The sequence below is a fragment of the Exiguobacterium sp. UBA1053 genome (assembly GCF_002316465.1).
Classification (GTDB): domain Bacteria; phylum Bacillota; class Bacilli; order Exiguobacteriales; family Exiguobacteriaceae; genus Exiguobacterium_A; species Exiguobacterium_A abrahamii.
Genome location: NZ_DCDO01000013.1, coordinates 1 through 24,759, shown reverse-complemented (window position 1 = coordinate 24,759; position 24,759 = coordinate 1). Strand labels below are relative to the sequence as shown.

The window sequence follows — 24,759 nt, the reverse complement described above, 5'->3', positions numbered from 1 at the left end:
CGAGTCATAGGGGGAGAATACGATGGAAATCAAAGTACCAGAACTTGCCGAATCAATTACAGAAGGAACGGTGGCGTCTTGGTTAAAACAACCAGGTGATCACGTAGAAAAAGGGGAAGCCATCGTTGAACTCGAGACAGATAAAGTCAACATCGAAGTACCGTCAGATGAAGCGGGTACGTTGACGGAAGTGATGGCTGCTGAAGGAGATACAGTTCGCGTCGGGGAAACGATTGCTGTCATCTCTGCTGGTGGCGAGGCTCCAAAACCGGCTGCGGCAGAACCAGTACAAGAAACGTCAAAAGAGACACCAAAAGCAGAAGAAAAAGCGGAACAACCGGTGGCTGCAGCAGCGACTGAAAGTACATCTGTTGCGGATCGTCCGATTGCTTCACCTGCTGCCCGTAAACTGGCTCGTGAAAAAGGAATTGATTTAGCACAAGTGGCAACGCAAGATCCGCTCGGTCGGATTCGTGTGCAAGACGTCGCGACGTTTGAAGTAGCACCACGTGAGCAAGCAAAACCGGCTCCTACGAAACCTGCTACACCGGCATCAGCACCTGCAGCCGCTCCTGGGAAACCGGAAGAGCGAATCAAGATGTCACGCCGTCGTAAGACAATCGCGAACCGACTCGTTGAAGTTCAACAAACGGCAGCGATGTTGACGACATTCAATGAGATCGATATGTCAGCGGTCATGGCACTGCGTAAACGTCGCCAAGAGAAATTCGTGAAGGAAAACGAAGTCAAGCTCGGCTTCATGTCATTCTTTACGAAAGCAGCAGTCGCAGCACTTAAAAAGATGCCATACTTGAATGCTGAGATTCAAGGCGATGAGATCGTCCTCAAAAAATTCTATGATATCGGTATTGCCGTTTCAGCACCAGACGGTCTCGTCGTTCCGGTCGTTCGTGATGCGGATAAGAAGAACTTCGCTGAGATTGAAAAAGACATCATTCAACTAGCGGTCAAGGCGCGTGATAATAAACTCGGTCTATCTGATTTGACGGGTGGTACGTTCACGATCACGAATGGTGGTACGTTCGGTTCACTCATGTCGACACCGATCTTAAACGGTCCACAAGTCGCGATTCTCGGAATGCACGCAATCAACTTACGTCCTGTAGCGATTGATGCTGAACGCATGGAAAACCGTCCGATGATGTATGTCGCACTCTCTTATGATCACCGAATCGTTGATGGAAAAGAAGCCGTTACGTTCTTGAAGCACATTAAAGATCTCCTCGAAGATCCAGAGTCATTGATTTTCGAAGCGTAATCATAAAAAGACCCGTTTTAGATGCGGGTCTTTTTTTGTTGATATCACTTTGTCATCAAATCACGAAACGACATTTACGTCTTCTCTATATCAGCTTCATACAAACGATATAGGATAAGTGTTGTAAGAATATTTCAAGGGGGAATTGATTATGTTGAAACAATTTGGATTGACGATGGTAGCAGGAGCCGTATTAAGCACAGGTCTTCCGACAGAAGATGTCAGCGCACAATCAAAAGGAACATCGTTACTTGATCCAAATCGAATCATCAATGTTGCTCACCGCGGAGCTTCGGGATACGCGCCAGAGCATACGATGCCAGCTTATGAAATGGGACATAAGACATTCAAAGCAGATTACATCGAAATTGATTTACAGATGACAAAAGACGGTCAATTGATTGCGATGCACGATGAAACAGTTGATCGGACGACGAACGGAACAGGTGCCGTCAAAGATAAAACGCTTGCTGAAATCAAGAAACTTGATGCCGGTAGCTGGTTCAATGAAGCGAACCCGACCCTTGCGAAAAAATCGTATGTCGGTTTGAAAGTTCCGACGCTTCAAGAAGTCTTGAGTAAGTATGGGAAGCATGCGAATTACTACATCGAGACGAAATCACCGGAAGTGTACCCGGGAATGGAACAGAAATTGCTCGACGTACTAAAGCAGAACGGATTGTCGAGTAACAAGGTCAAATCAGGACAAGTCTTGATTCAGTCGTTTAGTGAAGCGAGTCTTCAAAAAGTCAGAGCCATCGACCCGAACGCTCCCTTGGTTCAGTTGATGGAAGCAAATGAAGTCAAGGCATTGACGGATGAACGATTAACAGCAATCCGCCAGTATGCGGTCGGTGTCGGTCCTTCCTTCAAAGCATTGACACGTGAGAACGTCGCAGCAATTCGGGCGCATGATTTGTTACTTCACCCGTACACAGTGAATGAAAAAGCGGATATGGTTCGTATGCTTGATTATGGTGTCACGGGAGTCTTTACGAACTATGCCGACCGTTTTAATGATGTCGTGAAAGGACTGTACAAAAAATAAGGTAAAAAGGAAATAGTACTATTTCTTCTTTCGAACAGGAAAGGAGGAATAGTTTTTTTGTTTTTAAAACTCGTATTTTAAATCCAATATTTCATTCCATACGTAAACCCTATAGAGGTTTATGAGAATTTCGAATCATGAGACAAAACAATGTAGTCAGTTTCGTATTTCATGGTACGATAACAGTGCAGTTTTGGGAAGGAATGGAGTGAGGATCGTGAGAATTACACAGTATACGGATTATGGATTACGTGTGTTGATGTACCTCGGGGTGCACCGGGATGTCATCACACCAATGCCGCAGATTGCCAATCATTATGGCATCTCATCCAACCATTTAATGAAGGTGACACAACAGTTAGCGAAACTTGGCTATGTCGAATCAACAAGAGGTCGGTCAGGCGGACTCCGTTTGATTCGTGATCCAAAAGACATCAACATCGGTAAAGTCGTTCGGGAGATGGAACCGATGGATATCGTCGAGTGTTTTGGAAGCAACGGTCATTGTGTCATCGAACCAGGATGTCGTCTAAAAGGTGTGCTCGGACGAGCGCTTCGAGCTTTTATTCGGGAACTGGAACAGCATACATTAGAAGAATTGCTGGATAATCGTGATGAGTTGGCACTCTTGTTTGCTGCCTCACCTTTACAGCGTTCTTAATCAAAAACCCTCGTTTCCGTGAATGGAAACGAGGGTTTTGTCATAGCGATACTTATACGTCATCTTGGCGTTTCTTTGGTTCCACATGTTCTTTGTTCTGGGACAAGTCGTCTCGAACAGACGATTTCCATAACGGCACATTGCTGTAATATGCAGCACGAGCGATCAGATGTCCTCCAATCGGTGCTGTAATGAGCACGAACAGGATGCCGAGAACAACACGAGAGGAGAAGAATCCATCTTCAGTGACGAAATAGATGATGACGCCGATTAAAATCGACATGACACCTAATGTCGCGCTTTTAGATGCAGCGTGAGCACGCGTATAGACATCCGGTAAGCGGATCAGACCAAGCGCGGTGACGAGACTAAATCCCATACCGAGCAAGGCGAAGACCGCGACGATCAATTCATTGATTGCGATCACGTTCGATGATCTCTCCTTTCTCGATATATTTTGAAAAGGCAACCGTACCGATGAAGGCGAGTATACCAATCAACAGGATGACTTCGAGGTAGTCGCTCGTCCGTAAGATGATCGATACAAGACCAACGATTGAAATCAAGCTGATACCAATCGAATCAAGAGCGATGACACGATCCGCCACACTTGGTCCTTTGATGACCCGGTAAAACAGACCAAGCATCGAGAGAAAGACACCCCCGAGTGCGATATAGATTAAAATATCGAACATCACCGACTCACCTCCAGAATGGCTTTCTCAAAACTATCACGAATCGAAGCGACCGCTTCATCAACCTCTGGCATGTGGAGTGCATGAATGTAGAGTGTCTTATTATCATCCGAGATATCAACGACGAGCGTTCCCGGTGTCAATGTGATCAGCATCGACAGCAACGTGATCTGCCACGGTTGATCGAGTTCGGTCTCATAAGCGAAGATACCAGGCTGAATATCTAACTTCGGCTTTAAGATGATTTTCAAGACATCGATGTTCGCGACGACAAGCTCGTAGAGAAAGCGGAAAAACAATAGGACGAGTGCGACGACGGGTCCGAGATAAAAGCGTCCTTTGAAGCCGCGACGGAAAGCGAACATCGCAATCAACCCTAGCGCGTAACCGATGACGAAACCGGAGGCCGAGAAATTGTTTGAGAGAAACATCCACAAGAATGCAAGAAATAAGTTGAGCAAGACTTGAAATGGCATGAATTAACGACCTCCTTTTAGTACGGCATCGATATAGAGCGTTGGATTCGTCAACGGTTCGACGGCTTGTTGAATCAGTGGACGCATCGCCTCAGCACCTACTCCATAGAGAACGCTGAGCGCAACTAAGGCAATCGTAGGAACTAGCAGCTTTGGAACAAGCGCTTGTTTATCACCAGAGTAAGTCTTCGGTGTTCCCCAAAAGGCACGCATGAACAATTGAACGACCGAATACAAGACGAGTAGACTGGATAGTAGAACGATGATTGGTCCAATCAACTCACCGGCTTCAATACCACCACGAACGATCAGGAATTTCCCAATGAATCCGCTGAGCGGTGGAATCCCGGCAAGTGATAACGCCGCGATGAAGAACGTCCAACCTAATACAGGATAGGCTTTGATCATCCCGCCCATATCTTTCAGCTTACTCGAGCCGGCAATTCCGACCATGATTCCTACGAGTAGGAATAAAGCGGCTTTAATCAACATATCATGAAGAAGATAGAAAATCGCACCTTCTAGTGCTTGCGGTGTCATGAGGGAAACCCCGTACAAGATGACTCCGACTGCGACGATGATGTTGTAGATGATGATTTGCTTCGCATCCCGTGTCGCGAGCGCACCGATCACCCCGATGACGATCGTACTGAGCGCAAGGATACTCAAGATTTGATGAATCGTTCCAATCTCATTTGAGAAGAACAAACTATACGTCCGTAAAATCCCGTAGACCCCGACCTTCGTCAGCAAGGCACCGAACAGAGCAAGAACAGGCGTCGGCGGTACTTGATAAGAACCAGGTAACCAGAAGTAGAGCGGGAAGATCGCACCTTTTAATCCGAAGACGATCAGGAATAACAAGGCGATGACGTTTAGGATTGCCGGCTGTCCGACCTCTGAAATCTTTTGACTGATATCCGCCATGCTGAGCGATCCGATGATTCCGTACAAGAAGGCAACCGTCATGACGAATAATGCGGACGAGATGACGTTGATCAAGAGATACTTCAGCGATTCTCGTAATTGTGCCGGTTTCCCGCCAAGAACGATCAAGACATAAGACGAAATCAGGAAGACTTCGAAGAAGACGAACATGTTAAAGATATCACCTGTCGTAAAGGCACCATTGACACCAACGAGCAGGAATTGGACGGCAATGAAATAGTAGTACCGTTGATAGGAAACGCTCAAGTAGACAATGGCATACCAGATGATACAAAGAACAAGAACGCTTGTCGTCGTGACGAGTAAAGCGGATAGCATGTCAGAGACGAGTGTGATACCAAAAGGTGCTGGCCAGCTACCGAGTGTGACTGTTAAGATTCCGTTCGACCGGACAGTCAGCACGAGATAGATGGAGGCACAGACAGTTAAAATCGTCGAAAAGAGGGAAACGATTCGTTGTCCTTTGAGGTGTCGCGGGAAAAACATCAAGATGACACCAGTCAACAAAGGGATGATGATTGGTAGTAGCGGTAAGTTAATCATTCGAATCGGTTCCTTTCATCTCTTCGATATTATCGGTTCCGAGTTCTTGATAGGCACGATAAGCGAGTACCAAGAAAAAGGCAGTGACACCAAAGCTGATGACGATGGCGGTCAAAACGAGTGCTTGCGGTAGTGGATCCGTATAGGAAGTCACGCCGTCCTTTAAGACCGGAGCCGCGCCTCGTTTTAATCCACCCATCGTCATGACGAGCAGATGGGCAGCGTGGCTGAGCAACCCTGTTCCGATGATAATGCGAAGAATACTTTTCGAAAGAATGAGATAAATGGCACACATCGTCAGGATGCCTGCGGCGATCGCCATGATGATTTCCATATTAATCACTCTCCCCAATCGTTTGAATAATCGTCATCGTCACACCGACGACGACAAGATAAACACCAAGATCAAACAACATCGCCGTATGAAGTGATGTCTTACCGAATAACGGTAGGTTGAAATAGTCATGTGCATGTGTGAAGAACGGGACGTTAAAGACAAGCGCTCCTGAAGCCGTCAGTACGGCAATCAACATGCCAAGAGCCGTAATCCATTTGTAGTCGAATGGCAAAATCCGGCGTAACGTCTTGATGTCGTAAGCAAGTAAGATCAAGACAAGAGCAGACGCCGTCACAAGACCGCCAATGAAACCGCCACCCGGTGTATAGTGTCCAGCAAAGAACAAGTAGACAGCAAACAGGAAGATGATGAACGTGATAAAGGAAGTCGCGGACTCTAAGATGACGTCATTCGTATGCTTTTTTGCCTGCTTTTTCATTTATCCATCCCTCCTGTTCGTCTGAATTTAATCATCGTGTAAATTCCGATTCCGGCAAGTGCGAGAACGGCAATCTCAAACAACGTATCGAAGCCACGGAAGTCGACGAGAATGACGTTGACCATATTACCGCCAGCGGCAAGATCAGCGACATTATCGATGTAATATTTGGCGATTGAAGTAAACGATCGTTGGCTGAGAGAAGCAAGTGCGACGAGTGTCACCGTCAATCCGACGAGTGCCGAAATCAAGGCGTTGCCGAGCTTGAACGGAATGCGCTCTTCTTTCCGGCTGATTTCCGGTAAACGATAGAAAACGAGCAGGAATAGAGCGACCGATACGGTCTCGATGACGAGTTGCGTCAAGGCAAGGTCTGGCGCTCGGAACAAGACGAAGAACAGAGCGACCGTATAACCTGTCACACCGAGCAAGATGATCGATGTCAGTCGTGAACGCGCAAAGGTGATCGAAAGGGCACTCGAAACGAGAACGAGTGCAAGGATGATCTCATACGCGTCAATCGAGCTGATTGGATCAACCGCGAAGCGGAAGGCATCAAACCCGTATAATGCCGTCAAGATCAAGATGACGATGAATCCGAAGATGTAGACGAGATACGACCGCATGTATCCGGTCATGACCGTATCGTGAATACGTGTCGATGTCTGTTCACCACGACGCAATAAAGCGTCATATTGATGATTCAAGGAGACGGCACGAGGCATCCGGTTATAGAGCGATTGCCAGCGTGGCAGTGTTTTATACAAAATGAACCCGACTGTAAAGATGAGTAACGTCAGGAAAAATTCTGGTTGGAATCCATGCCACATTGAAATATGCACATCAATCTTGCCACCCGCATCAACGACTTGCGGTAAGATCGCTTCGACTGCCGGTCGAATCAACGTATCCGATAATAGATTCGGGAAGAGTCCGATGATGACGACGAGCGATACGAGGACGAGAGGTGGAATCAACATTCCAATCGGTGCCTCGTGTGGTGTTTTCGGTAACTTATCGTCTTGACGCTTACCGAAGAATGTTTTGCGGACGATCAAGATGCTATAGACGAATGTAAAGATACTTCCGACGACGGCGAGTACAGGAATGATCCAACCGTAAGACGGTAAGTGGAACAAGTCAGATCCTGAAACTTGAAGTACACCTGTCAAGAACATCTCTTTACTTAAGAACCCGTTGAATGGTGGAATCCCCGCCATCGAAAGCGTCCCGATCATCGCAATCGTCATCGAAATCGGCATGAGTTGCGCAAGACCACCGAGCTTCCGAATATCGCGAGTACCAGTCTCGTGATCGACGATTCCCGCCATCATGAAGAGACTGCCTTTAAACGTCGCATGGTTGATCAGATGGAAGATCGCAGCAACTGTCGCGATTGTATATAATCCGTCATCTAACGCGTCAACGTGCAAGGCGGCGGCTCCGAGTCCAAGTAAGGACATGATTAATCCAAGCTGAGAAATCGTGGAGTAAGCAAGAATTCCTTTCAAATCATGTTGTTTCACCGCATTGAGTGAACCCCAGAATAAGGTGAATATTCCGACAGATGAGACGAGATAGAACCAAAGCGACTCATCCGCAAAAATCGGACTGAAACGAGCGACGAGATACAACCCTGCCTTGACCATCGTTGCCGAGTGCAAGTAGGCACTGACAGGGGTCGGTGCTTCCATCGCATCCGGTAACCAGATGTGGAACGGAAACTGAGCCGATTTCGTGAAGGCAGCTAGCAAGAATAAAACAAGGGCGACCGTAAAGAAAGGTTCACCTTGAATCGATTCAAGTGACGCATAGGTCTCACGAATACTTAACGATCCACTGAGTGTAGAGAGAATCGCAATTCCCCCAAGCATCGCCAGTCCACCAAAGACGGTGATCAACATCGATTTTTGAGCGCCATAACGAGAACGTTCCCGCTCGTACCAGTAGGCAATCAATAAGAACGACGAAATCGACGTTAATTCCCAGAACAGATAGAGGACGATCACGTTATCTGACAGTACGACCCCAAGCATGGCGGTCATGAACATCAAAAGATAGACATAAAATGTTCCGAGTGATTCTTTTTTCGCATCTAGATAAAAAATCGAATAAAGAACGACGAGTGATCCGATTCCTGTGATCAATAGTGCGAACAATAAGCCGAGTCCGTCAAGATACGTGACAAAATCGATACCGAGCGATGGTATCCACGGCATGCGTGCCGTAAAGGTCTCACCGGACATCGTACCAGGGAGAAAGCGGCTGAAATACGAAACGAGCAGTACAGGTACGACAAGTACAAACCAACCGGTATGAATGTTCGGAAGGCGTTTCGCTAGAAGCGGAATGAAAAGACTGATCAATATGGGCAGTAAAATAGCCCCGTGCATCACGGACACGAAATTCCCTCCTTTGTGACATCGACGACCAAAAATGAAAAAGGGACGCGAACGCAAGCTGTTGAAGCTCGGAACTGTCCAGTAGAAGACACGATTCATTTTGTTCGTCGAAGATGTTTCTGAATCAAGTATAGCGTACTTTTTTCCTTCTTGCATGACGTGAAGCGTTGAAGCATAAGGGATAGAGCCATTTTTTCTCTTGATTATTAAATATGTAGGAACACGGCAGAAATAGGCTGAAAATTTTTTTGATTTTTTTCAAAAAACACGTGGATCCATGAGAAGAATGATTCAAACTCAAGGAACGCGGGTACATTTATCTAGAGCACAACTAATGACCATAGAGGGGGAACTTTCATGCGAGCAACATTCAAGACAGGTGTTATTTTAGGTGGTCTAGCAGCGATTGCGACAATCGCCTATCAACAATACCAACAACGAAAATCGACTTCAGATGATATTGACCATCGTCCAAGTGTCGACGCGAAACGCGATCCGGCTGAAGTCGGACTGACACAACTGGATTCCATTCATCGGGCAGATTGGCAAGCGAATGGATTCCCACAAACACACGCAGAACTCGAACGCCTCGAGCGAGAAGAAAATTAAAAAAGCACGTCTCTCGAATGAGAGGCGTGTTTTATGGTCATTAAGCACTTGTTGTGACTAGGGCACGTGTCCGTTCACTGTGTGCAGTATAAGAAGAGAGATGTTCGAATTGATAAAGTGTTAAGGTCGCTGTGCGACGTTGACCGGTACTCGATTCAAGCATTAAATAAGCTTCATTGAAGTCCGTACCACCACCATCATAGCGGATGTGTGCCGTAATCGTTCGTCCATCTGTTGTCTGCATATAAATATCGTAACCCCCGAAATCAACGCGCTTAAAGCTAGTTGCCTCGCTTACGATGTGTTTGAATGTTTCAATTAAAGAATATGTCATCGTTCGTTCCTCCTTTTATTTCTTCAAAGCAAAATAAGTTATAATCAACTCCGAATATTACTATTCCCATTAAATACAAGAAATAAACATTACAAATGAATCTTTTTTTGTTCTTGTTATGAAACGCGTTTCATACTTTATGATAAAAACAGACGGTGCGTGACCGATTTTGGGCGTTAACCGATACAGAAACTATAATTAAAAAGACAAGGGGATGGTCGTGACCATCCCCTTGTCTTTTTAATTATAGTTCTACGTTATGGTAGACCTGTTGCACATCCTCAAGATCTTCCAGTGCATCGATCATTTTCTCGAATTGTGCGACGTCGTCTTCAGACAACGCGACTTCGTTTTGGGCGAGCATGACCAGTTCGGCAAGTGAGAACTCAGTAATGCCTGCAGCTTTCAACGCTTCTTGTACAGCATGGAATTGTTCCGGCTCAGCGTAGATGATGACAGATTCGTCTTCTTCGAGGATATCGCGCACATCAATATCCGCTTCCATCATCAATTCGAGAACGTCATCTGCAGTTTTACCTTCAAAGGCAAAGATTGCCGTCGCATCGAACATATAAGCGACGGATCCGCTCACGCCCATGTTTCCGCCATTTTTTCCGAATGCAGCACGAACGTCAGAAGCCGTCCGGTTAACGTTGTTCGTCAACGTTTCGACGATGACCATTGAACCGCTTGGACCGAATCCTTCATAACGCAAGACGTCGTAGTTTTCTTCCGCTCCACCTTTTGCTTTTTCAATCGCCCGATCGACGATGGCACGTGGCACGTTGTATGTTTTCGCTCGTTCGAGAACGACCTTTAATGCTTGGTTTGATTCTGGATCGGGTTCACCTTGTTTAGCCGCTACATAAATCTCACGACCGAACTTTGCGTAAATCCGACTCGTATTTTTGTCTTTTGATGCTTTTTTTTCCTTGATGTTATTCCATTTACGACCCATTTCGTATCCACTCTCTTTCCGTAATGTCAGAAATCCGTGATTTCCTATGCGTTATCAGTATACCTTAAACTACCTGACAGACTGAACTAAAATGTCGGTGGAACCGTTGAATTTCTATTAAATACGTTTAAGCGATGTGGAAGAAAGGAACTTTACCGATAGAGAAATATCAATTTAAGGGAGAGTGGCAGAATTTGAACCAGGCTGGGGTAGTTCATCGCGCATTATCACCGTTCGTTTATGCTTACGATCAAGAGACGGTCCATGTCCGACTCATGACGGCTAAAGACGATATTAAAAAAGTTGAATTGATATATGGTGATCCGTACGAATGGGAAGCGGAAAAAGAAGAAGACCGAGATTGGAATTTTGATCCGGAGAAAGAAAAATCATGGAAAGTAGAGCGGACGCCGATGCAACACAATGGAAGTGATGCGACGTATGACTATTGGTTCGTTGCAATCCGTCCAGAACGGAAGCGGGTACGATATGGGTTTGAGGTTCATGGCGATACGACAGCCGTTTTAACCGAGCGTGGCTGGTATGACGAAGCGCCACTCGATCATCCGGGCTATTATTTTTCAGTGCCATATGTTCATGCGACGGATGTCTTTGATACACCGGAGTGGGTGAAGGATACGGTCTGGTATCAAATTTTCCCGGAACGATTCGCGAATGGTGACCGGACGAATGACCCAGCGGGAACGAAGGAGTGGGGAAGTGAAGCACCAGCTTTTCAGAATTTCTTCGGTGGAGATTTTCAAGGGGTCATCGATCACGTCGATCATTTACAACGTCTTGGTGTCACGGGTGTCTACTTCTGCCCAGTCTTTGAGGCACCATCGAATCATAAATACGATACGCTTGATTATCTGAAGCTTGATCCTGCATTTGGTGACGAGAAAACGTTCCGCAAGATGATCGATGTGCTACATGAGAACGGTATCCGCGTATTACTCGATGCCGTCTTCAACCATATTAGTGAAGATCACCCCGCCTTTCAGGACGTCTTAGAAAAGGGGCAAGATTCAAAATACGCCAACTGGTTTACGATTGATTCCTTCCCAGTCGATCCATCGATTCCGAACTATGAAGTGTTTGCCTTTGAACGGAACATGCCGAAATTGAATACTGCTCATCCGGACGTCAAAGACTATTTGCTTCACGTCGGACGTTACTGGGTCGAGGAATTCGGAATCGACGGCTGGCGTCTGGATGTCGCGAGTGAAGTCGATCATGCATTTTGGCGTGAGTTTCGCAAGGAAGTCCGGGCTGCGAACGGAACATGTTATATCGTCGGTGAATGCTGGACGGATTCGCAACCGTGGCTCCTCGGCGATCAATTTGATGCCGTCATGAATTACGGTTTGACAGAGAGCTTTTTGACTTGTTTTGCGACGGGCGAGACGAGCGTTCGTGATTTCTCACATGCAGTCAGCCGAAATTTAAACTGGCATTCTCAAAATGTCAACGAGGTCATGTTCAATTTGATTGACTCGCATGATACGCCGCGTGCTCTAACGCGTGCGAAAGGGAATATCGATCGAATGAAATTGCTCTTCACTACACTGTTGACATTTCCAGGTTCACCCGTCATCTATTATGGTGATGAGATTGGAATGAAGGGTGGGCAAGATCCGGCCAACCGTGCGTGTATGGAATGGGACGAGACGAAGCAGAACCTTGAGTTGTTCGATCACGTTGCGCAGTTGATCGCCCTTCGAAAACAGCATCCGGTTTTAGCAAATGCCGGAACGTATCATTTCCAAAGGATCGATGATACAAGACAGACATTTATTGTCGAGCGACGTCAGGGCGAACAGGTTTACTTGCTCGTCGTCAACGTCAGTGAAGAGGCACAATCTCTTTCGCTTGAAGGAACGTATGAAAGTCTGTTGGATGGAACGACGTTATCGGGAACTATTCAAGTAGAAGCTGTGTCAGCTCTTCTTTTGCGACACGTATAAGAAAAAGCAAGTCGTGGATATCGCATCCGCGACTTGCTTTTTTGGTGTGCATTACGAATCAAACGGATGGATCAGTAAACCGCTCCGAAGTTTCGGTTCGAACCAAGTCGATTTCGGTGGCATCACTTCTCCGGCATCAGCCACAGCCATTAAATCTTCGATCGAAGTCGGATGCAAGTGAAAAGCAACAGCGGCATGCCCAGAGTCCACGATCTGCTCAAGACCAGCATATCCCTTATGACCACCGACGAACTGGATCCGTGCGTCCGTCCGTGGGTCTTCGATACCGAGTAACGGTGTCAACAACTCTTCTTGTAAAATCGAGACGTCGAGATTCGCTTTCGTCCCGATTCGTTCAGATTTGTACGAAAGGGTATACCATTGCCGGTTGAGATACATCTCAATTTGGTGAGACTTCGTTTGTTCAGCGCGTCCTTTTGTAATCGTAAAGCGATGGGCTAATCGCTCGAGGAAGTCAACGACCGATTGACCGTATAAATCTTCGACGACACGGTGGTAGCCAAGGATTCGTAATTGATCCTGCGGGAAGGAGACACCAAGAAAACGTTGGGCTTCCTCCTGATCCGTCCGGCTGGCAGCGATGGCTGCCGCCGCTGCACGGTGGTGACCATCAGCGATATAGAGAGCGTCGTGACGGGCGAACTGGCTCCCGATCGTCAACAGGTGATTACGATCGGCGATTTTAAAAATTCGGTGCGTCACTCCATCGACGGTGAAATCATATAGGGGATCTCCAGCAGTGACCGTTGTGACGATTGCTTCGAGTTGTGGATCCGTCTGATGCGCCAGTAAAATCGGTCCCGTATGAGCTTGTAACTGTTCGACGTGTCGGACACGGTCGCGCTCCTTATCTGGACGTGTGAATTCATGTTTACGAATTTGATTCGTCTCATAATCGCTGACGGCAACACATCCGACGAAACCGGATTGCGTATGTGTCCCGTCTGACAACTGATAAATGTAATATGTCTCGTCCGTGTCGAGCTGTAAGATACCGTTTGTTTGACTCTCTTCGAAGGCAAGCGCTGCTTGCTGATAAACGCGTGGGTCATCTTCAGCGATCAATGACGGAAGGGTGGCTTCTGCTTTATCGATCCGTAAAAAAGACAGCGGATGACGTCGAATCTCAGAACGTGCTTCTTCGCGCGAATAAACATCATACGGTAAGGCGGCAAATTCTGCCGCATATTTTGAGTCCGGTCGTAACGCCGCAAAAGGTTCGAAAGTTGGCATGGGGTTCACTCCTTTTAAAGTAGACGTGTTTTCAAGACGCCAGGAATCTGATTCAGTCGGTCGAGCGAGATTGATTCGTCCGCATGGTTATCGATATCGATGATTGTATAGGCAATCGCATCTTTACTACCGTTGATCATGTTGGCGATATTGATCGACTCTTGTGCTAACACCGAGGCGATTTGACCGACCATGTTCGGAATGTTGTGGTGAGCAATCGTAATCCGTCGTTTTCCAGTGAACGGTAACTCGACAGCCGGGAAATTGACAGAATTACGGATGTTTCCTGTCTCAAGGAATAGACGCAGTTGATCGACTGCCATGATGGCACAGTTTTCCTCCGCTTCACTTGTTGATGCCCCGATATGTGGTAAAGCAATGACACGGGGGAGGGACAAGATGAAGGCATTCGGGAAATCCGTCACATAGTTCGCCAGACGACCCGACCGGAGCACTTCGGCTAACGCTTGTTCATCAACGAGTTCGCCACGCGAGAAGTTGAGCAGGGTCGCGCCATGTTTCATCTTCGAGAAGAGTGACGCATCGAGCAGACCCGTCGTCGCGTCAACGAGTGGGAGATGCAACGTAATGTAGTCACTGGTCGCGAGGAGATCTTCGAGCTGTGTCGCCCGCTGAATCTGATTCGAGACGCGCCAAGCGGACTCGACGGACATGTGTGGATCATAGCCTGTGACGCTCATGCCAAGCTCGTGAAGGGTGTTGGCTAAGTTTGCCCCGATTGCTCCAAGTCCGACGATCCCGATTCGTTTCCCGAGTAACTCCGTTCCGACGAATTGTTTTTTGTTCGCTTCGATCCGCTCCGGAATATCCGGTCCGCGTAAGTTGTTCGTCCAAAGCAGACTCGGCACGAGCTTTCGCGCCGTCAGGAATAAACTACCGATGACGAGTTCCTTGACGGCATTCGCATTAGCACCTGGCGTTGAAAAGACGGGAATCCCGCGGTTTGCGAGTTGATCGAGTGGAATTGTATTGACACCGACACCGGCTCGGGCGACGGCTTTGAGACTATCCGGAAAGCGCATGTCATGTAAATCCTTGCTGCGGACGAGAAAAGCGTCTGGTTGTTCCGTTTCTCGCTGAACGAGATAGTCATCTGTGAATCGTTTTAATCCTTTGTCCGATAAATCATTCCATAGTTGGATTTGATACATTTAACGTTCCCCCTGTTCAAAACGGTGCATGATGTGAATCAGTGCCGTAACCCCTTCGGTCGGCATCGCGTTGTAGAGACTCGCGCGCATTCCACCAATCGAGCGGTGACCGGCAAGGTTGATTAAATCGTGACGCGCAGCAAAGTTCAAGAACGCAGCGTCCTCCGACTCACTTCCGGTCGAGAACGGAATGTTCATCCGGCTTCGATCCTTGACGGCTACATGGTTATGAAATAGATTGGATTGATCAATTGCTTCATATAACATGCGTGCTTGTGAGACGTTTCGTGCCGCGATCGTCTCGAGTCCCGTCTCTTCAATCCATTCGAGCACTAATTTCGTCATATAAAGACTGAATGTCGGCGGCGTGTTGTACAGAGACCGCTGTTTGGCATGGATGTCATACCGTAAGTAGGCACCAATCGTGTCAGGAACACGATCTAGCAACTCGTTCTTCAAGATGACGACCGTCAAACCAGCGACGCCAAGGTTTTTTTGAGCACCAGCATACAACACATCGAATGACTCGATTGGCAATGGTTCAGACAAAATCGAAGAAGAGACGTCTGCGACGAGTGGCACATCGACGAGAGGCGGTGTCTGATACGTAGTCCCTTCAAGTGTATTGTTCCAAGTAATATGCAGATAGTCGGCCGTTGATGTGAACGGACCTTCTGGGATGAAGCGATATCCGTGATCAGCGGAAGAGGCGAGCACATTGACAGAGGTGTACAGTTTGGCATCTGCAATCGCCTTCGTCGACCAGCCACCGGTATCTATGAAATCAACCCGTCCGGTCTTCGTCGCTAGATTTTGCGGTAACATCGTGAACTGAAGTGTAGCTCCCCCTTGAAGAAACAATACGGAGTACGTATCGGGAATCGACATCAGTCTCCGTAAGGATTGTTCAGCCGCATCTCGAATCGATTCAAAGATTGGCGAACGATGACTCATTTCAAGAACGGATTGTCCTGAATTTTCATAATCGAGTAGCTCGGATTGAGCCTTCAATAGGACCGGGGCAGGAAGGACTGCTGGACCGGCAGAGAAGTTATAAACCGTCATGAGGAACACTCCTTCTTGAATTTTCAGAAAATATGTACCCCTCAAGTGTAACGGAATGAAAAATGAGAAGCAATTCCAACTGACGATGAATGGAAAATGAAAACAAAAACATCCCTTGAATCCGTTACGACGGATCAAGAGATGTCAATTGACCAAAGTGCCATTTCCAACCATCTGACGTAGCACGATAGATGGACACGATCCGGAAACGACCAACGTATTGAGTTGTCCCGTATTCAAATCGGTCTTCTGTCAAACTATACTGGATTGCCGTATCTTCGAAATGATCAATGTATAAAAAATCATCAGTTCGGGATAACCAGCGGATGTTTGCAGGATCCACGTAATGATCGAGGTAGGTCTCGGCATCAAATGACCGCCCTAATGCATCGATGAACGTAAATTCGGGAGATAATAGATGCGAGACTTGTGTTAGGTCGCCTTTTAGCATAGCATCTTGAAGGTGTTGCATCGTTTGTTCAAGTGTCATATTACATCTCCTTTCTTCCTGAATCGCTAGTGTAGCATATATAAACACAAAAAAAGACCCTGCGTGAGCAGGGTCTAAAAGAAATTAAAGTTTTACAACGTTAGTTGCTTGTGGTCCACGTTGACCTTCTTCAACTTCGAAAGAAACCTCTTGACCTTCGTCAAGTGATTTGAAACCTTCAGATTGGATTGCTGAGAAGTGTACGAATACGTCGTCTCCGCTTTCGCGCTCGATGAAGCCGAATCCTTTTTCTGCGTTAAACCATTTTACTTTACCTTGTTCCATGTGTATTGCCTCCTGCGTGTGACTGGCACACTGATTATTACTACCGTGATCAATTTCATCGAATATAAAGTGAAACACTTCGTATCTCCACCGAACAACAATAATTACTTAATAATATAGCATGCCTGAATCGAAAAAGAAAGGACAAAACAAAAAAAGAACAAACGAAGCTGTTCTTCTCTGAATAAAGCATACAATTAAAGGGTTCATTTTACTTGTGTCGAAAGAGTATAACTGATTCTTTCAACGAGTCGGAATATGTTCTCTTTTACTACTGAGTTGTCGTAATGTATGCAAAATGAATCCTTGGAAGTTCGGATAACGTGTCGGTTGTTCCCAAACAGTTCGGAATAGTTGCGTCATTGCGGAATGAATGAGTGCATCCTCGACTTGTGTGCGACGGAACAGAAGAAAGAGTGTTTTTTCGTAACGATCGTATAATCGTTCTAACGCGACAGGGTCGCGTTGTTTGATTTGATTGAGCAAATCAGTGTCTGAATACATAAGTCACTCCTTCTTCGACAGTTTTCTCTATAGTATGCTGTCACTGTAATGTAATGAAACTATTATGTAGATTCCCGCTACATGAATTATGAAACACCCAAACTTCTTGAACTAAAGATAATAATGGAAATGGAGGAACGTTATATGTTTCCTGTATACATTCGTCCGTACATCTTGGACGATGCAGCAGAGATCCTTGAGATGAATTTACGAAACCGTGATCACTTTGAATACTGGATGCCAATCAAACCGTCACCAGAACAATACACGATCGAAGGGCAACGTGAACGGATTCATCGTCATCAAGAGTTAATGCGTCAAGATGCTTATTATGCGTATGGTGTTTTTTTATCCGAGACGGACCAGTTGATTGGGGATGTTTCGGCGATGTTCGTTCAACGTGGACCAGCGGAGACGTGTATGATTGGCTACCAGTTGGATGGCGCCTTTTCAGGACGAGGATATATGGCTCAAGCGGTCGGATTGTTCGTGGATCATTTATTTGATGTCCACCAGTTCCACCGGATCCGTGCTGAAGTCATGCCAAAGAATATCGGCTCGATCCGTGTCCTTGAGAAAGTTGGGTTTCGCCAAGAAGGAATCGCGAAACAAAATCTCTTCATCAACGATGCCTGGGAAGACTTTATTTTGTTTGCTCTATTAAAAGAAGACCGGAAGGAGTCAAAACATGCCAATCTCTAATTATTATGCCAATCTGCGCCAACTTGTCGGAACGCAGCGTCTTTTTACACCATGCATCGCAGCGATCATTCGAAACGAAGCAGGTCACATCCTCTTTCAGGATCCAGGAGGTCCGTTTTGGAGTTTGCCTGCAGGAGCGATCGAACTGGGAGAATCTCCTGCGCAAGCAGTCATTCGTGAAGTCTATGAAGAAACGGGTCTATTCGTCCGACCGGTCCGACTGATTGCGACATTCGGTGGAGAGTCATTTCGTTTGACGTACCCGGACGGAAACGAAGTTGAATACGTAGCGACAGTATTCGAGTGTAAGGTAGTCGGGGGAACGCTCAAAGCGATTGATGGGGAATCGAAGCAACTAGCATATTTCCCAAAACAGGATCGTCCACCTCTAGCACTCCCTTATCCTGATCATGTGTTTGAAGCATCCGAAGCAACAAGTTATTTTGACTGGGAAGAACACTGGTTGACAGATTTACAACGTCAAAATCGGTGAAATCCGAACATTCAACTGGTTATATCTGAATAAAGTTCTTGAAAAACCTTAAAAACGCGAAAATTTCTTTGACACTATGATGACAGTTCGTTATAGTAGTCAAGGGGCGAATGATTATCGCCAATATATTAAAAAATATTCGTAATTAGAGGTGTTATTCATGGATGTAGTATTCGATTATGAAGATATTCAATTAATTCCAGCAAAATCAATCGTTGGTAGTCGTTCAGAATGTGATACGTCAGTCGAGTTCGGTGGTAGACGTTTCAAGCTTCCGGTCGTACCGGCAAACATGCAAACGATCATTGATGAATCGATTGCTTTGTTCTTAGCGGAAGGCGATTATTTTTATATCATGCATCGATTCGAACCGGCTCGTCGTTTGGCATTCGTACGTATGATGCAAGAACGTCAACTGTTCGCTTCAATCAGCGTCGGTGTCAAGGAAGAAGAATATCAGCTGATCGAACAGCTTGCGGCAGAGGGCCTAACTCCTGAATACATCACGATTGATATCGCACACGGTCATTCGGAAGCCGTCATTCAGATGATTCGTCACATCAAGTCGCTTCTACCAGCAAGTTTCGTCATCGCGGGTAACGTTGGTACGCCAGAAGCGGTGCGCGAACTTGAGAATGCGGGAGCCGACGCAACAAAAGTCGGGATCGGACCAGGTAAAGTGTGTATTACGAAGATTAAGACAGGATTCGGTACAGGTGGTTGGCAACTCGCGGCACTTCGTTGGTGTGCAAAAGCAGCAAGTAAACCGATCATCGCTGATGGCGGGATTCGGACGCATGGCGATATCGCGAAGTCAGTTCGGTTCGGTGCTTCGATGGTCATGATCGGTTCACTCTTCGCAGGGCACGAGGAATCGCCTGGTGAGACGCATGAAGTAGATGGGGTGCTCGTCAAGGAATACTTCGGTTCTGCTTCTGAGTTCCAAAAAGGGGAACGCAAGAACGTCGAAGGGAAGAAGATGTTCGTCGAGCATAAAGGAAGTCTAGCGGATACGTTGATCGAGATGGAGCAAGATTTGCAATCGGCAATTTCGTACGCTGGCGGGAACAAATTGCAAGCGATTCGGACGGTCGACTACGTCGTCGTCAAGAACTCGATCTTCAACGGCGATAAAGTATATTAAAGTGATCAGTTCGCTCTTAACGGAGCGGACTTTTTTTGTTTCTTTAGCATAACTCTTCCATTTGGGGGGTATACATCAAATGGACCAAAAGATTCGGAATATTTTGGATAGGGAGTGATTGACATGCTATTTGAAACGACATCGTACTTAATCGAAAAATTTGCCACTGTTCGTAACCAAACAATTGCCTTGATTGAACCGCTCGAAGCAGAAGACTTCATCATTCAAACAAGTTCGGACGTGAGTCCGCCAAAATGGCACATCGCCCATACGACTTGGTTTTTTGAACGGATGATTTTACAAGAATATAGTAAAGGCTATCGAGTTTTCCATCCGAAGTACAATTATCTATTCAATTCTTACTATAATTCAATCGGTCCTTACCAGCCTCGTCAACAACGGGGAATGCTGTCGCGTCCGACCGTCGAAGACATCATTGCTTACCGGTCATATGTCGATGGACAAATGGTCGAGTTCTTGAAAGAAGAACGGACTCCAGAAGACCAACGGAAAATCGAAGCGTTAGTCGAGATGGGACTGCAACACGAGCAACAACACCAGGAATTGATCTTGATGGACGTGAAGTATAACTTTTTCACGAATCCACTGTTACCTGCTTATCAGTCAAAGTCGTTGGCAACAGATGTGCCTGAAAATGCAGTCAAGGAAACATCGTTTATCCAATTCGAGGAAGGACTCGTCGAGATCGGTCATACAGGAGACGGTTTTGCGTTTGACAACGAGAGTCCACGTCATAAAACGTGGTTACATCCGTTTGAATTAGCGACGCGTCCTGTCACGAACGGGGAGTATTTGGCGTTCATTGAAGCAGGGGGCTATCAAAAATCAGAGTACTGGCTATCCGATGGGTACGCGACGGTTCAAAAAGAAGGCTGGAAAGCACCGTTATATTGGATGAAGGATGACGCGGGAGAATGGACGATCTTTACGATGAATGGCGTCGAACCACTCCGTCTCGATGAACCGGTCTGTCATGTCAGCTTTTACGAGGCGGATGCCTATAGCCGTTATCAAGGGAAACGCTTACCGACGGAAGCGGAGTGGGAGTGGGCTTCTCGTCAAGTCGATTCCGTTACGAAGCGTAATATGATGGGAAGCGGAACATTCCATCCGGTAGCCGTCGAAGAGTCAGAGACAACGCTTGCGAGCATGTTCGGAAACGTTTGGGAGTGGACGTCGAGTGCTTATAGTTCATATCCAGGCAGTAAACCACTCGAGGGAGCGCTCGGGGAATACAACGCGAAGTTCATGTGTAATCAAATGGTACTGCGTGGAGGAGCGTGCGTGACGCCTGACGATCACATTCGCGAGACGTACCGCAACTTCTTCCCGCCTGATAAACGTTGGTTATTTGGCGGCTTCCGATTGGCAGGTGACATGTGATGCGAGAGACAGTCATTGGGTACGATTTATATACGCCGCAACAAAACATGCGTTTAGAAGTCATTGAAGGTCTGATGCGAGAACAAAAGGTCTTACCGGCAAAATATTTTTATGATCATATCGGATCCCAGTTGTTCGAACAGATTACGCAACAACCGGAATATTATCCGACACGGACAGAGCTCGCCATCTTGGAGCAGCATCGAGCGGAGATCGCACGAAGTATCGGGGATGTGCATACACTGATTGAATATGGAAGTGGAAGCAGTCGTAAAATCCAGATGTTACTGGAGACATTTACACATCTAGACACGTACATGCCCATTGATATCTCAAAAGATTTCCTAATGGAATCTGCACGCCAATTGTCGGAACGGTATCCTGCGCTGCATATTAAAGCGGTCTGTGGGGATTACTCACAATCGATTTCCTTACCGGTCGAGGAGTCTCAAAAACGAGTCATCTTTTTCCCGGGATCGACGATCGGAAACTTTGAACCGGAGGAAGCGATGCGCTTCTTACGTCATTCCTCACGAATTCTTGAAACAGGCGATGGATTCTTGATCGGCGTCGATCTGAAAAAGTCTGTTGATGTGCTTGAACGGGCTTATAACGATGTAGCCGGCGTCACAGCGGCATTCAATTTGAACATGTTGACGCATTTGAATCAGATGCTCGAGGGAACGTTTGATGTGACGCGATTCGAACATCATGCTTTTTATAATGAGGAAAAAGGACGAATCGAAATGCATCTTCGGAGTCAACTCGATCAACTCGTACAAGTCGGAGATGTGACGGTTCCGTTTAAACAAGGGGAAACAATTCATACGGAAAACTCCTATAAATACAGTAAAGAAGAGTTTGAGACACTCGCCCTTAAAAGTGGTTTTCATCCAGTCAATTGCTGGATCGATGACGATGAACGATTCAGCGTGCATTATTTAGAAAAAATGTAACGGCACATCTGAAAACACTCCCACATGTAAGCTTCCGTTACGAAGCGACACAGGGGAGTGTTTTTCTAAATGATATGCCTTATTCGACACGTGCTCCTTCCGGAATCGGATGTTCCGGTACGACGAGAATCGGCATCCATTGTTCCGAGCGACCGATCTCAAGCACCCGACCGGACTCTTCAGGCGTACGACCGGGTATATTGAGTACAGCAATCGCTTGTTTTCCAAGCAATTCATGGACATCGGGTCGCAGTGATTCCCACTCGAGTGAGAATAAACGCGTAAATCCGTCGAATTGTAGTTCAAGCTGAATTGAGCCATCGGTAAGATCCGAAAGCGACTGGATTGTACCAACACGTATATCTAAAGCATCGAATAATTCAAGAGGAACGATTGGTTTCATGGACAATGGTGTACTTCCTTTCAAAGTGAAGCATAGAGTTGGTCAGGAATCGAGAGAAACGTAGGTCGGCTCATAAGTCGTCCATTCGATATCAGGCGCTTGATGACGTGCAAGCTTCGCTAATTGGCTACCGAGATATGGTCCGATCGTCAAACCGGATGCACCAAGTCCGTTCGCTAGGAACACGTTCGGATGATTTTGAAGCGGTCCAATCACCGGCAGGGAGTTTTTCGTATACGGGCGTAAGCCGATACGCAGTTCATCAATCGTCGTTTCTTCGAGACGCGGTAAGACAGGTAAAGCTCGATTCAATAAGGCATACATCCCCTTAACGGTTGGTTTCAAGTCGTAGTCGGTCTGTTTTTCGTGTGTTGAACCAACGATCAATTTCCCTTCGTGGATGGAGACGAGATATAATCCGCGTTGTCCCATGACGACGGGCCATGTCGTTGATGTAGAATCCGTCAAATCGAGTTGCAGGATCTGTCCCTTCTCCGGATGCAAATCGATTTTAAGCTCAAGTGGACGGAGTAGGTCATTTAACCAGACGCCCGCCGTTAAAATGAACTGTTCTGCCGAGTACTGTTCATTTTCCATGGTTATACCGGTGACGACTCCCTTGTCTACGATAAGAGAAGCATCTCCTTCTAGGACGGTCGCACCGTGTTCGACAGCGCCACGAATCAGTGCAGCACACAAGGCACGTCCGTCAACGCGGGCACCACCGGAAACGAATAAGGCATCTTCGATCTGTTCGACGAGTGGAAAGAGCGTTTTGACACGATCTTGGTCCAGTCGTTCGATACGTTCGATGGCAGGTGCTTCCGGAAAACGGTTTTGCGCAATCGTCTCCATCTTTTCGATTTTTGATGTTTCGTGTAAGGCGATCGTGCCAACTTGCTGATAACCCGTACTCGTCTCACCGAGTGCTTCCAGTTCAGGAATCAATGTCTTATAAAAATGAGCCCCGTTATTCGCTAATTTGTACCATGCCTTATTTCGCCGCTGTGTCATCCATGGACAGATGATGCCGGCTGCCGCATGAGAGGCTCGACCGGGTTCCTTCCGATCGACGAGTAAGACGCGTTCACCAGCCTTCGATAAATGATAGGCAGTCGAGGCACCGAGAATTCCGGCGCCAATGATGATATGGGTGTACATGAAAGATTCAACTCGATTCTGTTCAATTGGAATATCTTTTATTGTAGCAGTAGAAGATCCGGACGACTAGCAAGAGCGGGTTTCCAATCTGTAGCACATCGAATGATGGGAAATGATGGGGAAAGTGAACCATTTAGCGCGTCATGACGTATACTAAATATACAGTTTCTAAAAACTGTGAATTAGACGATTAGAAACAGCTGAATTCGGAAACATACCCTTATAGGCATCATGTCCTGTCATCATCGACTTTGAAACGGTCCATCATGAAGGAGGGGAAGGCAATGAATATGAGTCAAGCCATCGTACGCAGACGCTACACGGATCATACTTTATTTTATTCCGCCATCCTAATCTGGAAATTGCTATTCTTCCTGCCACTGCTCATGTTCGTCAACAGCGGCACGGACCATGTGTTTCAAATGTATTTCGTACCGTACCTCACGGTCATCTTCCTATTTCGTGTGATGACCTACTTTGCGACCTATAAAGCATCTTTCATGGAGATGACGGAAATGGGTCTCTCGTTATCCTTGCTGATCGCAGATGTATATTTGATTGCGTTGTTCGATATTCCACTTCCGTTTGCTTTAATTATCCTTGCGCTTGCCTTACTCCACTTCAGTGCGGCATTCAGTCGTTTTCGTTGGTTCCGCCGTCGTCTTTGGTTGAATCGGCATCTTGAGATCCTCAATTATTTGACGGATCACGGTGAAGTACCTATTAAAATCGCCGTCATGGCAGAAGATGAAATGCTTGTGACGACGAAGAGTGGAAAAGAGTTTACGTATCGTCAGGTTTATTGGAGCGGATTTTATATTGAACATGGTTGATTGCTATATGAAACGGATTTCTCTTCGGGGAAATCTTTTGAGACTGAAGACAAGTGCAATTGTTCTCTAACGAGAAGGATTGCGCTTTTTTTGTTCGACTCGCATCGTTTTCCTGGGACAAGCATCGCGCCGCTTCGCTTCGCTGCAGGGTCGCTCTTGCTTGTTTTTCCCTAGGAAGCGATGTCGAGTGAACAAAA

Annotated in this window: 28 protein-coding genes; 11 read left to right on the top strand and 17 right to left on the bottom strand. The window is 46.5% G+C overall.

The features are described from left to right. Positions 1-22: 22 nt before the first annotated feature. From odhB to B3G15_RS07910, 3 genes are all read left to right on the top strand, one after another. Positions 23-1,279, top strand: coding sequence for a 2-oxoglutarate dehydrogenase complex dihydrolipoyllysine-residue succinyltransferase (odhB, locus tag B3G15_RS07920; RefSeq protein WP_290719779.1), 1,257 nt, complete (start codon positions 23-25; stop codon positions 1,277-1,279). A 151-nt stretch (positions 1,280-1,430) separates the two neighbouring features. Then, the gene (locus tag B3G15_RS07915; protein WP_414651117.1) at positions 1,431-2,327 is read left to right on the top strand and encodes a glycerophosphodiester phosphodiesterase; all 897 of its coding nucleotides are present in this window, start codon (positions 1,431-1,433) and stop codon (positions 2,325-2,327) included. Between the two features lie 217 nt (positions 2,328-2,544). Further along, positions 2,545-2,988 carry an Rrf2 family transcriptional regulator gene (locus B3G15_RS07910; RefSeq protein ID WP_050678277.1) on the top strand — a complete coding sequence of 148 codons (444 nt, stop codon included), beginning with the start codon at positions 2,545-2,547 and terminating at the stop codon, positions 2,986-2,988. A gap of 52 nt (positions 2,989-3,040) precedes the next feature. Here the strand turns inward: B3G15_RS07910 and mnhG are convergent, their stop codons facing one another. Genes mnhG through B3G15_RS07875 form a run of 7 tightly spaced genes read right to left on the bottom strand, consistent with a single transcriptional unit; the run spans position 3,041 to position 8,828 of the window. Then, on the bottom strand, positions 3,041-3,415 hold the full coding sequence (gene mnhG / locus B3G15_RS07905) for a monovalent cation/H(+) antiporter subunit G (RefSeq protein WP_047395592.1): 375 nt from the start codon (positions 3,413-3,415) through the stop codon (positions 3,041-3,043). Beyond that, entirely contained in the window at positions 3,399-3,635 is a 237-nt protein-coding gene (locus B3G15_RS07900) for a Na(+)/H(+) antiporter subunit F1 (protein WP_369792030.1), read from the bottom strand. Before B3G15_RS07900 ends, mnhG begins: the two co-directional genes overlap by 17 nt. Positions 3,636-3,682: 47 nt before the next feature. After that, on the bottom strand, positions 3,683-4,159 hold the full coding sequence (locus tag B3G15_RS07895) for a Na+/H+ antiporter subunit E (RefSeq protein WP_047395595.1): 477 nt from the start codon (positions 4,157-4,159) through the stop codon (positions 3,683-3,685). A 3-nt stretch (positions 4,160-4,162) separates the two neighbouring features. Further along, positions 4,163-5,650, bottom strand: coding sequence for a Na+/H+ antiporter subunit D (locus B3G15_RS07890; protein WP_290719769.1), 1,488 nt, complete (start codon positions 5,648-5,650; stop codon positions 4,163-4,165). Then, on the bottom strand, positions 5,643-5,984 hold the full coding sequence (locus B3G15_RS07885) for a Na(+)/H(+) antiporter subunit C (RefSeq protein WP_023468540.1): 342 nt from the start codon (positions 5,982-5,984) through the stop codon (positions 5,643-5,645). The genes B3G15_RS07890 and B3G15_RS07885 overlap by 8 nt, the downstream gene beginning before the upstream one ends. Position 5,985: 1 nt before the next feature. Further along, positions 5,986-6,426, bottom strand: a complete 441-nt coding sequence (locus B3G15_RS07880) for a Na(+)/H(+) antiporter subunit B (RefSeq protein ID WP_035407436.1) — start codon at positions 6,424-6,426, stop codon at positions 5,986-5,988. Then, a complete protein-coding gene (locus B3G15_RS07875) occupies positions 6,423-8,828 on the bottom strand; it encodes a Na+/H+ antiporter subunit A (RefSeq protein WP_290719762.1) in 2,406 nt (801 codons plus the stop codon). Before B3G15_RS07875 ends, B3G15_RS07880 begins: the two co-directional genes overlap by 4 nt. A 357-nt stretch (positions 8,829-9,185) precedes the next feature. Here B3G15_RS07875 and B3G15_RS07870 point away from each other — a divergent pair, with 357 nt between their 5' ends. Further along, a complete protein-coding gene (locus B3G15_RS07870; RefSeq protein WP_029341919.1) occupies positions 9,186-9,437 on the top strand; it encodes a hypothetical protein in 252 nt (83 codons plus the stop codon). Between the two features lie 40 nt (positions 9,438-9,477). Here B3G15_RS07870 and B3G15_RS07865 read toward each other — a convergent pair whose 3' ends face one another. Together B3G15_RS07865 and B3G15_RS07860 are read right to left on the bottom strand one after the other, a co-directional pair. After that, positions 9,478-9,771 carry a hypothetical protein gene (locus B3G15_RS07865; RefSeq protein WP_023468536.1) on the bottom strand — a complete coding sequence of 98 codons (294 nt, stop codon included), beginning with the start codon at positions 9,769-9,771 and terminating at the stop codon, positions 9,478-9,480. A gap of 244 nt (positions 9,772-10,015) precedes the next feature. Then, entirely contained in the window at positions 10,016-10,729 is a 714-nt protein-coding gene (locus B3G15_RS07860; protein WP_023468535.1) for a YebC/PmpR family DNA-binding transcriptional regulator, read from the bottom strand. 194 nt (positions 10,730-10,923) lie between these two features. Between B3G15_RS07860 and B3G15_RS07855 the strand changes: the two genes are divergently transcribed. Next, positions 10,924-12,696: a glycoside hydrolase family 13 protein gene (locus B3G15_RS07855; protein WP_290719749.1), complete on the top strand. Its 1,773-nt coding sequence runs from the start codon at positions 10,924-10,926 to the stop codon at positions 12,694-12,696. Between the two features lie 51 nt (positions 12,697-12,747). Here the strand turns inward: B3G15_RS07855 and B3G15_RS07850 are convergent, their stop codons facing one another. The 6 genes from B3G15_RS07850 to B3G15_RS07825 form a co-directional block, all read right to left on the bottom strand. Further along, positions 12,748-13,950: a DUF1015 domain-containing protein gene (locus tag B3G15_RS07850; protein WP_290719746.1), complete on the bottom strand. Its 1,203-nt coding sequence runs from the start codon at positions 13,948-13,950 to the stop codon at positions 12,748-12,750. A gap of 14 nt (positions 13,951-13,964) precedes the next feature. Then, entirely contained in the window at positions 13,965-15,122 is a 1,158-nt protein-coding gene (locus B3G15_RS07845) for a phosphoglycerate dehydrogenase (protein ID WP_290719743.1), read from the bottom strand. Then, on the bottom strand, positions 15,123-16,187 hold the full coding sequence (gene serC / locus B3G15_RS07840) for a 3-phosphoserine/phosphohydroxythreonine transaminase (protein WP_290719740.1): 1,065 nt from the start codon (positions 16,185-16,187) through the stop codon (positions 15,123-15,125). Between the two features lie 124 nt (positions 16,188-16,311). Continuing rightward, entirely contained in the window at positions 16,312-16,677 is a 366-nt protein-coding gene (locus B3G15_RS07835) for a nuclear transport factor 2 family protein (RefSeq protein WP_290719737.1), read from the bottom strand. Positions 16,678-16,761: 84 nt separating this feature from the next. Continuing rightward, the gene (locus B3G15_RS07830; RefSeq protein ID WP_023468529.1) at positions 16,762-16,962 is read right to left on the bottom strand and encodes a cold-shock protein; all 201 of its coding nucleotides are present in this window, start codon (positions 16,960-16,962) and stop codon (positions 16,762-16,764) included. A gap of 243 nt (positions 16,963-17,205) precedes the next feature. Further along, the gene (locus B3G15_RS07825; RefSeq protein ID WP_055968430.1) at positions 17,206-17,466 is read right to left on the bottom strand and encodes a hypothetical protein; all 261 of its coding nucleotides are present in this window, start codon (positions 17,464-17,466) and stop codon (positions 17,206-17,208) included. Between the two features lie 144 nt (positions 17,467-17,610). On the opposite strand from B3G15_RS07825, the gene B3G15_RS07820 reads away from it, so the two are divergent. The 5 genes from B3G15_RS07820 (at position 17,611) to egtD (ending at position 22,165) form a co-directional block, all read left to right on the top strand. Then, entirely contained in the window at positions 17,611-18,168 is a 558-nt protein-coding gene (locus tag B3G15_RS07820; protein WP_290719722.1) for a GNAT family N-acetyltransferase, read from the top strand. Further along, a complete protein-coding gene (locus tag B3G15_RS07815) occupies positions 18,155-18,661 on the top strand; it encodes an NUDIX domain-containing protein (protein WP_290719720.1) in 507 nt (168 codons plus the stop codon). The genes B3G15_RS07820 and B3G15_RS07815 overlap by 14 nt, the downstream gene beginning before the upstream one ends. Before the next feature lie 160 nt (positions 18,662-18,821). Beyond that, positions 18,822-19,805 carry a GMP reductase gene (gene guaC / locus B3G15_RS07810; RefSeq protein WP_023468525.1) on the top strand — a complete coding sequence of 328 codons (984 nt, stop codon included), beginning with the start codon at positions 18,822-18,824 and terminating at the stop codon, positions 19,803-19,805. A 123-nt stretch (positions 19,806-19,928) separates the two neighbouring features. Beyond that, positions 19,929-21,209 carry an ergothioneine biosynthesis protein EgtB gene (egtB, locus tag B3G15_RS07805; protein WP_290719715.1) on the top strand — a complete coding sequence of 427 codons (1,281 nt, stop codon included), beginning with the start codon at positions 19,929-19,931 and terminating at the stop codon, positions 21,207-21,209. Next, positions 21,209-22,165: an L-histidine N(alpha)-methyltransferase gene (gene egtD / locus B3G15_RS07800; protein ID WP_215147502.1), complete on the top strand. Its 957-nt coding sequence runs from the start codon at positions 21,209-21,211 to the stop codon at positions 22,163-22,165. Before egtB ends, egtD begins: the two co-directional genes overlap by 1 nt. Positions 22,166-22,244: 79 nt before the next feature. On the opposite strand, the gene B3G15_RS07795 is transcribed toward egtD, so the two are convergent. After that, positions 22,245-22,568, bottom strand: coding sequence for a hypothetical protein (locus B3G15_RS07795; protein WP_029341907.1), 324 nt, complete (start codon positions 22,566-22,568; stop codon positions 22,245-22,247). A 42-nt stretch (positions 22,569-22,610) separates the two neighbouring features. Beyond that, on the bottom strand, positions 22,611-23,729 hold the full coding sequence (locus tag B3G15_RS07790; protein WP_023468521.1) for an NAD(P)/FAD-dependent oxidoreductase: 1,119 nt from the start codon (positions 23,727-23,729) through the stop codon (positions 22,611-22,613). 284 nt (positions 23,730-24,013) lie between these two features. Here B3G15_RS07790 and B3G15_RS07785 point away from each other — a divergent pair, with 284 nt between their 5' ends. After that, positions 24,014-24,562, top strand: coding sequence for a hypothetical protein (locus tag B3G15_RS07785; RefSeq protein ID WP_023468520.1), 549 nt, complete (start codon positions 24,014-24,016; stop codon positions 24,560-24,562). Positions 24,563-24,759 lie beyond the last annotated feature (197 nt).

Coding starts and splice junctions, on each gene's coding strand:
- B3G15_RS07865 (WP_023468536.1), bottom strand. CDS start 9,771: ATGACATATTCTTTAATTGAAACATTCAAACACATCGTAAGCGAGGCA.
- guaC (WP_023468525.1), top strand. CDS start 18,822: ATGGATGTAGTATTCGATTATGAAGATATTCAATTAATTCCAGCAAAA.
- B3G15_RS07890 (WP_290719769.1), bottom strand. CDS start 5,650: ATGATTAACTTACCGCTACTACCAATCATCATCCCTTTGTTGACTGGT.
- B3G15_RS07835 (WP_290719737.1), bottom strand. CDS start 16,677: ATGACACTTGAACAAACGATGCAACACCTTCAAGATGCTATGCTAAAA.
- B3G15_RS07860 (WP_023468535.1), bottom strand. CDS start 10,729: ATGGGTCGTAAATGGAATAACATCAAGGAAAAAAAAGCATCAAAAGAC.
- egtB (WP_290719715.1), top strand. CDS start 19,929: ATGCTATTTGAAACGACATCGTACTTAATCGAAAAATTTGCCACTGTT.
- odhB (WP_290719779.1), top strand. CDS start 23: ATGGAAATCAAAGTACCAGAACTTGCCGAATCAATTACAGAAGGAACG.
- B3G15_RS07790 (WP_023468521.1), bottom strand. CDS start 23,729: ATGTACACCCATATCATCATTGGCGCCGGAATTCTCGGTGCCTCGACT.
- B3G15_RS07815 (WP_290719720.1), top strand. CDS start 18,155: ATGCCAATCTCTAATTATTATGCCAATCTGCGCCAACTTGTCGGAACG.
- B3G15_RS07795 (WP_029341907.1), bottom strand. CDS start 22,568: ATGAAACCAATCGTTCCTCTTGAATTATTCGATGCTTTAGATATACGT.
- B3G15_RS07825 (WP_055968430.1), bottom strand. CDS start 17,466: ATGTATTCAGACACTGATTTGCTCAATCAAATCAAACAACGCGACCCT.
- B3G15_RS07895 (WP_047395595.1), bottom strand. CDS start 4,159: ATGCCATTTCAAGTCTTGCTCAACTTATTTCTTGCATTCTTGTGGATG.
- B3G15_RS07870 (WP_029341919.1), top strand. CDS start 9,186: ATGCGAGCAACATTCAAGACAGGTGTTATTTTAGGTGGTCTAGCAGCG.
- B3G15_RS07915 (WP_414651117.1), top strand. CDS start 1,431: ATGTTGAAACAATTTGGATTGACGATGGTAGCAGGAGCCGTATTAAGC.
- B3G15_RS07785 (WP_023468520.1), top strand. CDS start 24,014: ATGAATATGAGTCAAGCCATCGTACGCAGACGCTACACGGATCATACT.
- serC (WP_290719740.1), bottom strand. CDS start 16,187: ATGACGGTTTATAACTTCTCTGCCGGTCCAGCAGTCCTTCCTGCCCCG.
- B3G15_RS07820 (WP_290719722.1), top strand. CDS start 17,611: ATGTTTCCTGTATACATTCGTCCGTACATCTTGGACGATGCAGCAGAG.
- B3G15_RS07900 (WP_369792030.1), bottom strand. CDS start 3,635: ATGCTTGGTCTGTTTTACCGGGTCATCAAAGGACCAAGTGTGGCGGAT.
- B3G15_RS07850 (WP_290719746.1), bottom strand. CDS start 13,950: ATGCCAACTTTCGAACCTTTTGCGGCGTTACGACCGGACTCAAAATAT.
- egtD (WP_215147502.1), top strand. CDS start 21,209: ATGCGAGAGACAGTCATTGGGTACGATTTATATACGCCGCAACAAAAC.
- B3G15_RS07845 (WP_290719743.1), bottom strand. CDS start 15,122: ATGTATCAAATCCAACTATGGAATGATTTATCGGACAAAGGATTAAAA.
- B3G15_RS07880 (WP_035407436.1), bottom strand. CDS start 6,426: ATGAAAAAGCAGGCAAAAAAGCATACGAATGACGTCATCTTAGAGTCC.
- B3G15_RS07885 (WP_023468540.1), bottom strand. CDS start 5,984: ATGGAAATCATCATGGCGATCGCCGCAGGCATCCTGACGATGTGTGCC.
- B3G15_RS07830 (WP_023468529.1), bottom strand. CDS start 16,962: ATGGAACAAGGTAAAGTAAAATGGTTTAACGCAGAAAAAGGATTCGGC.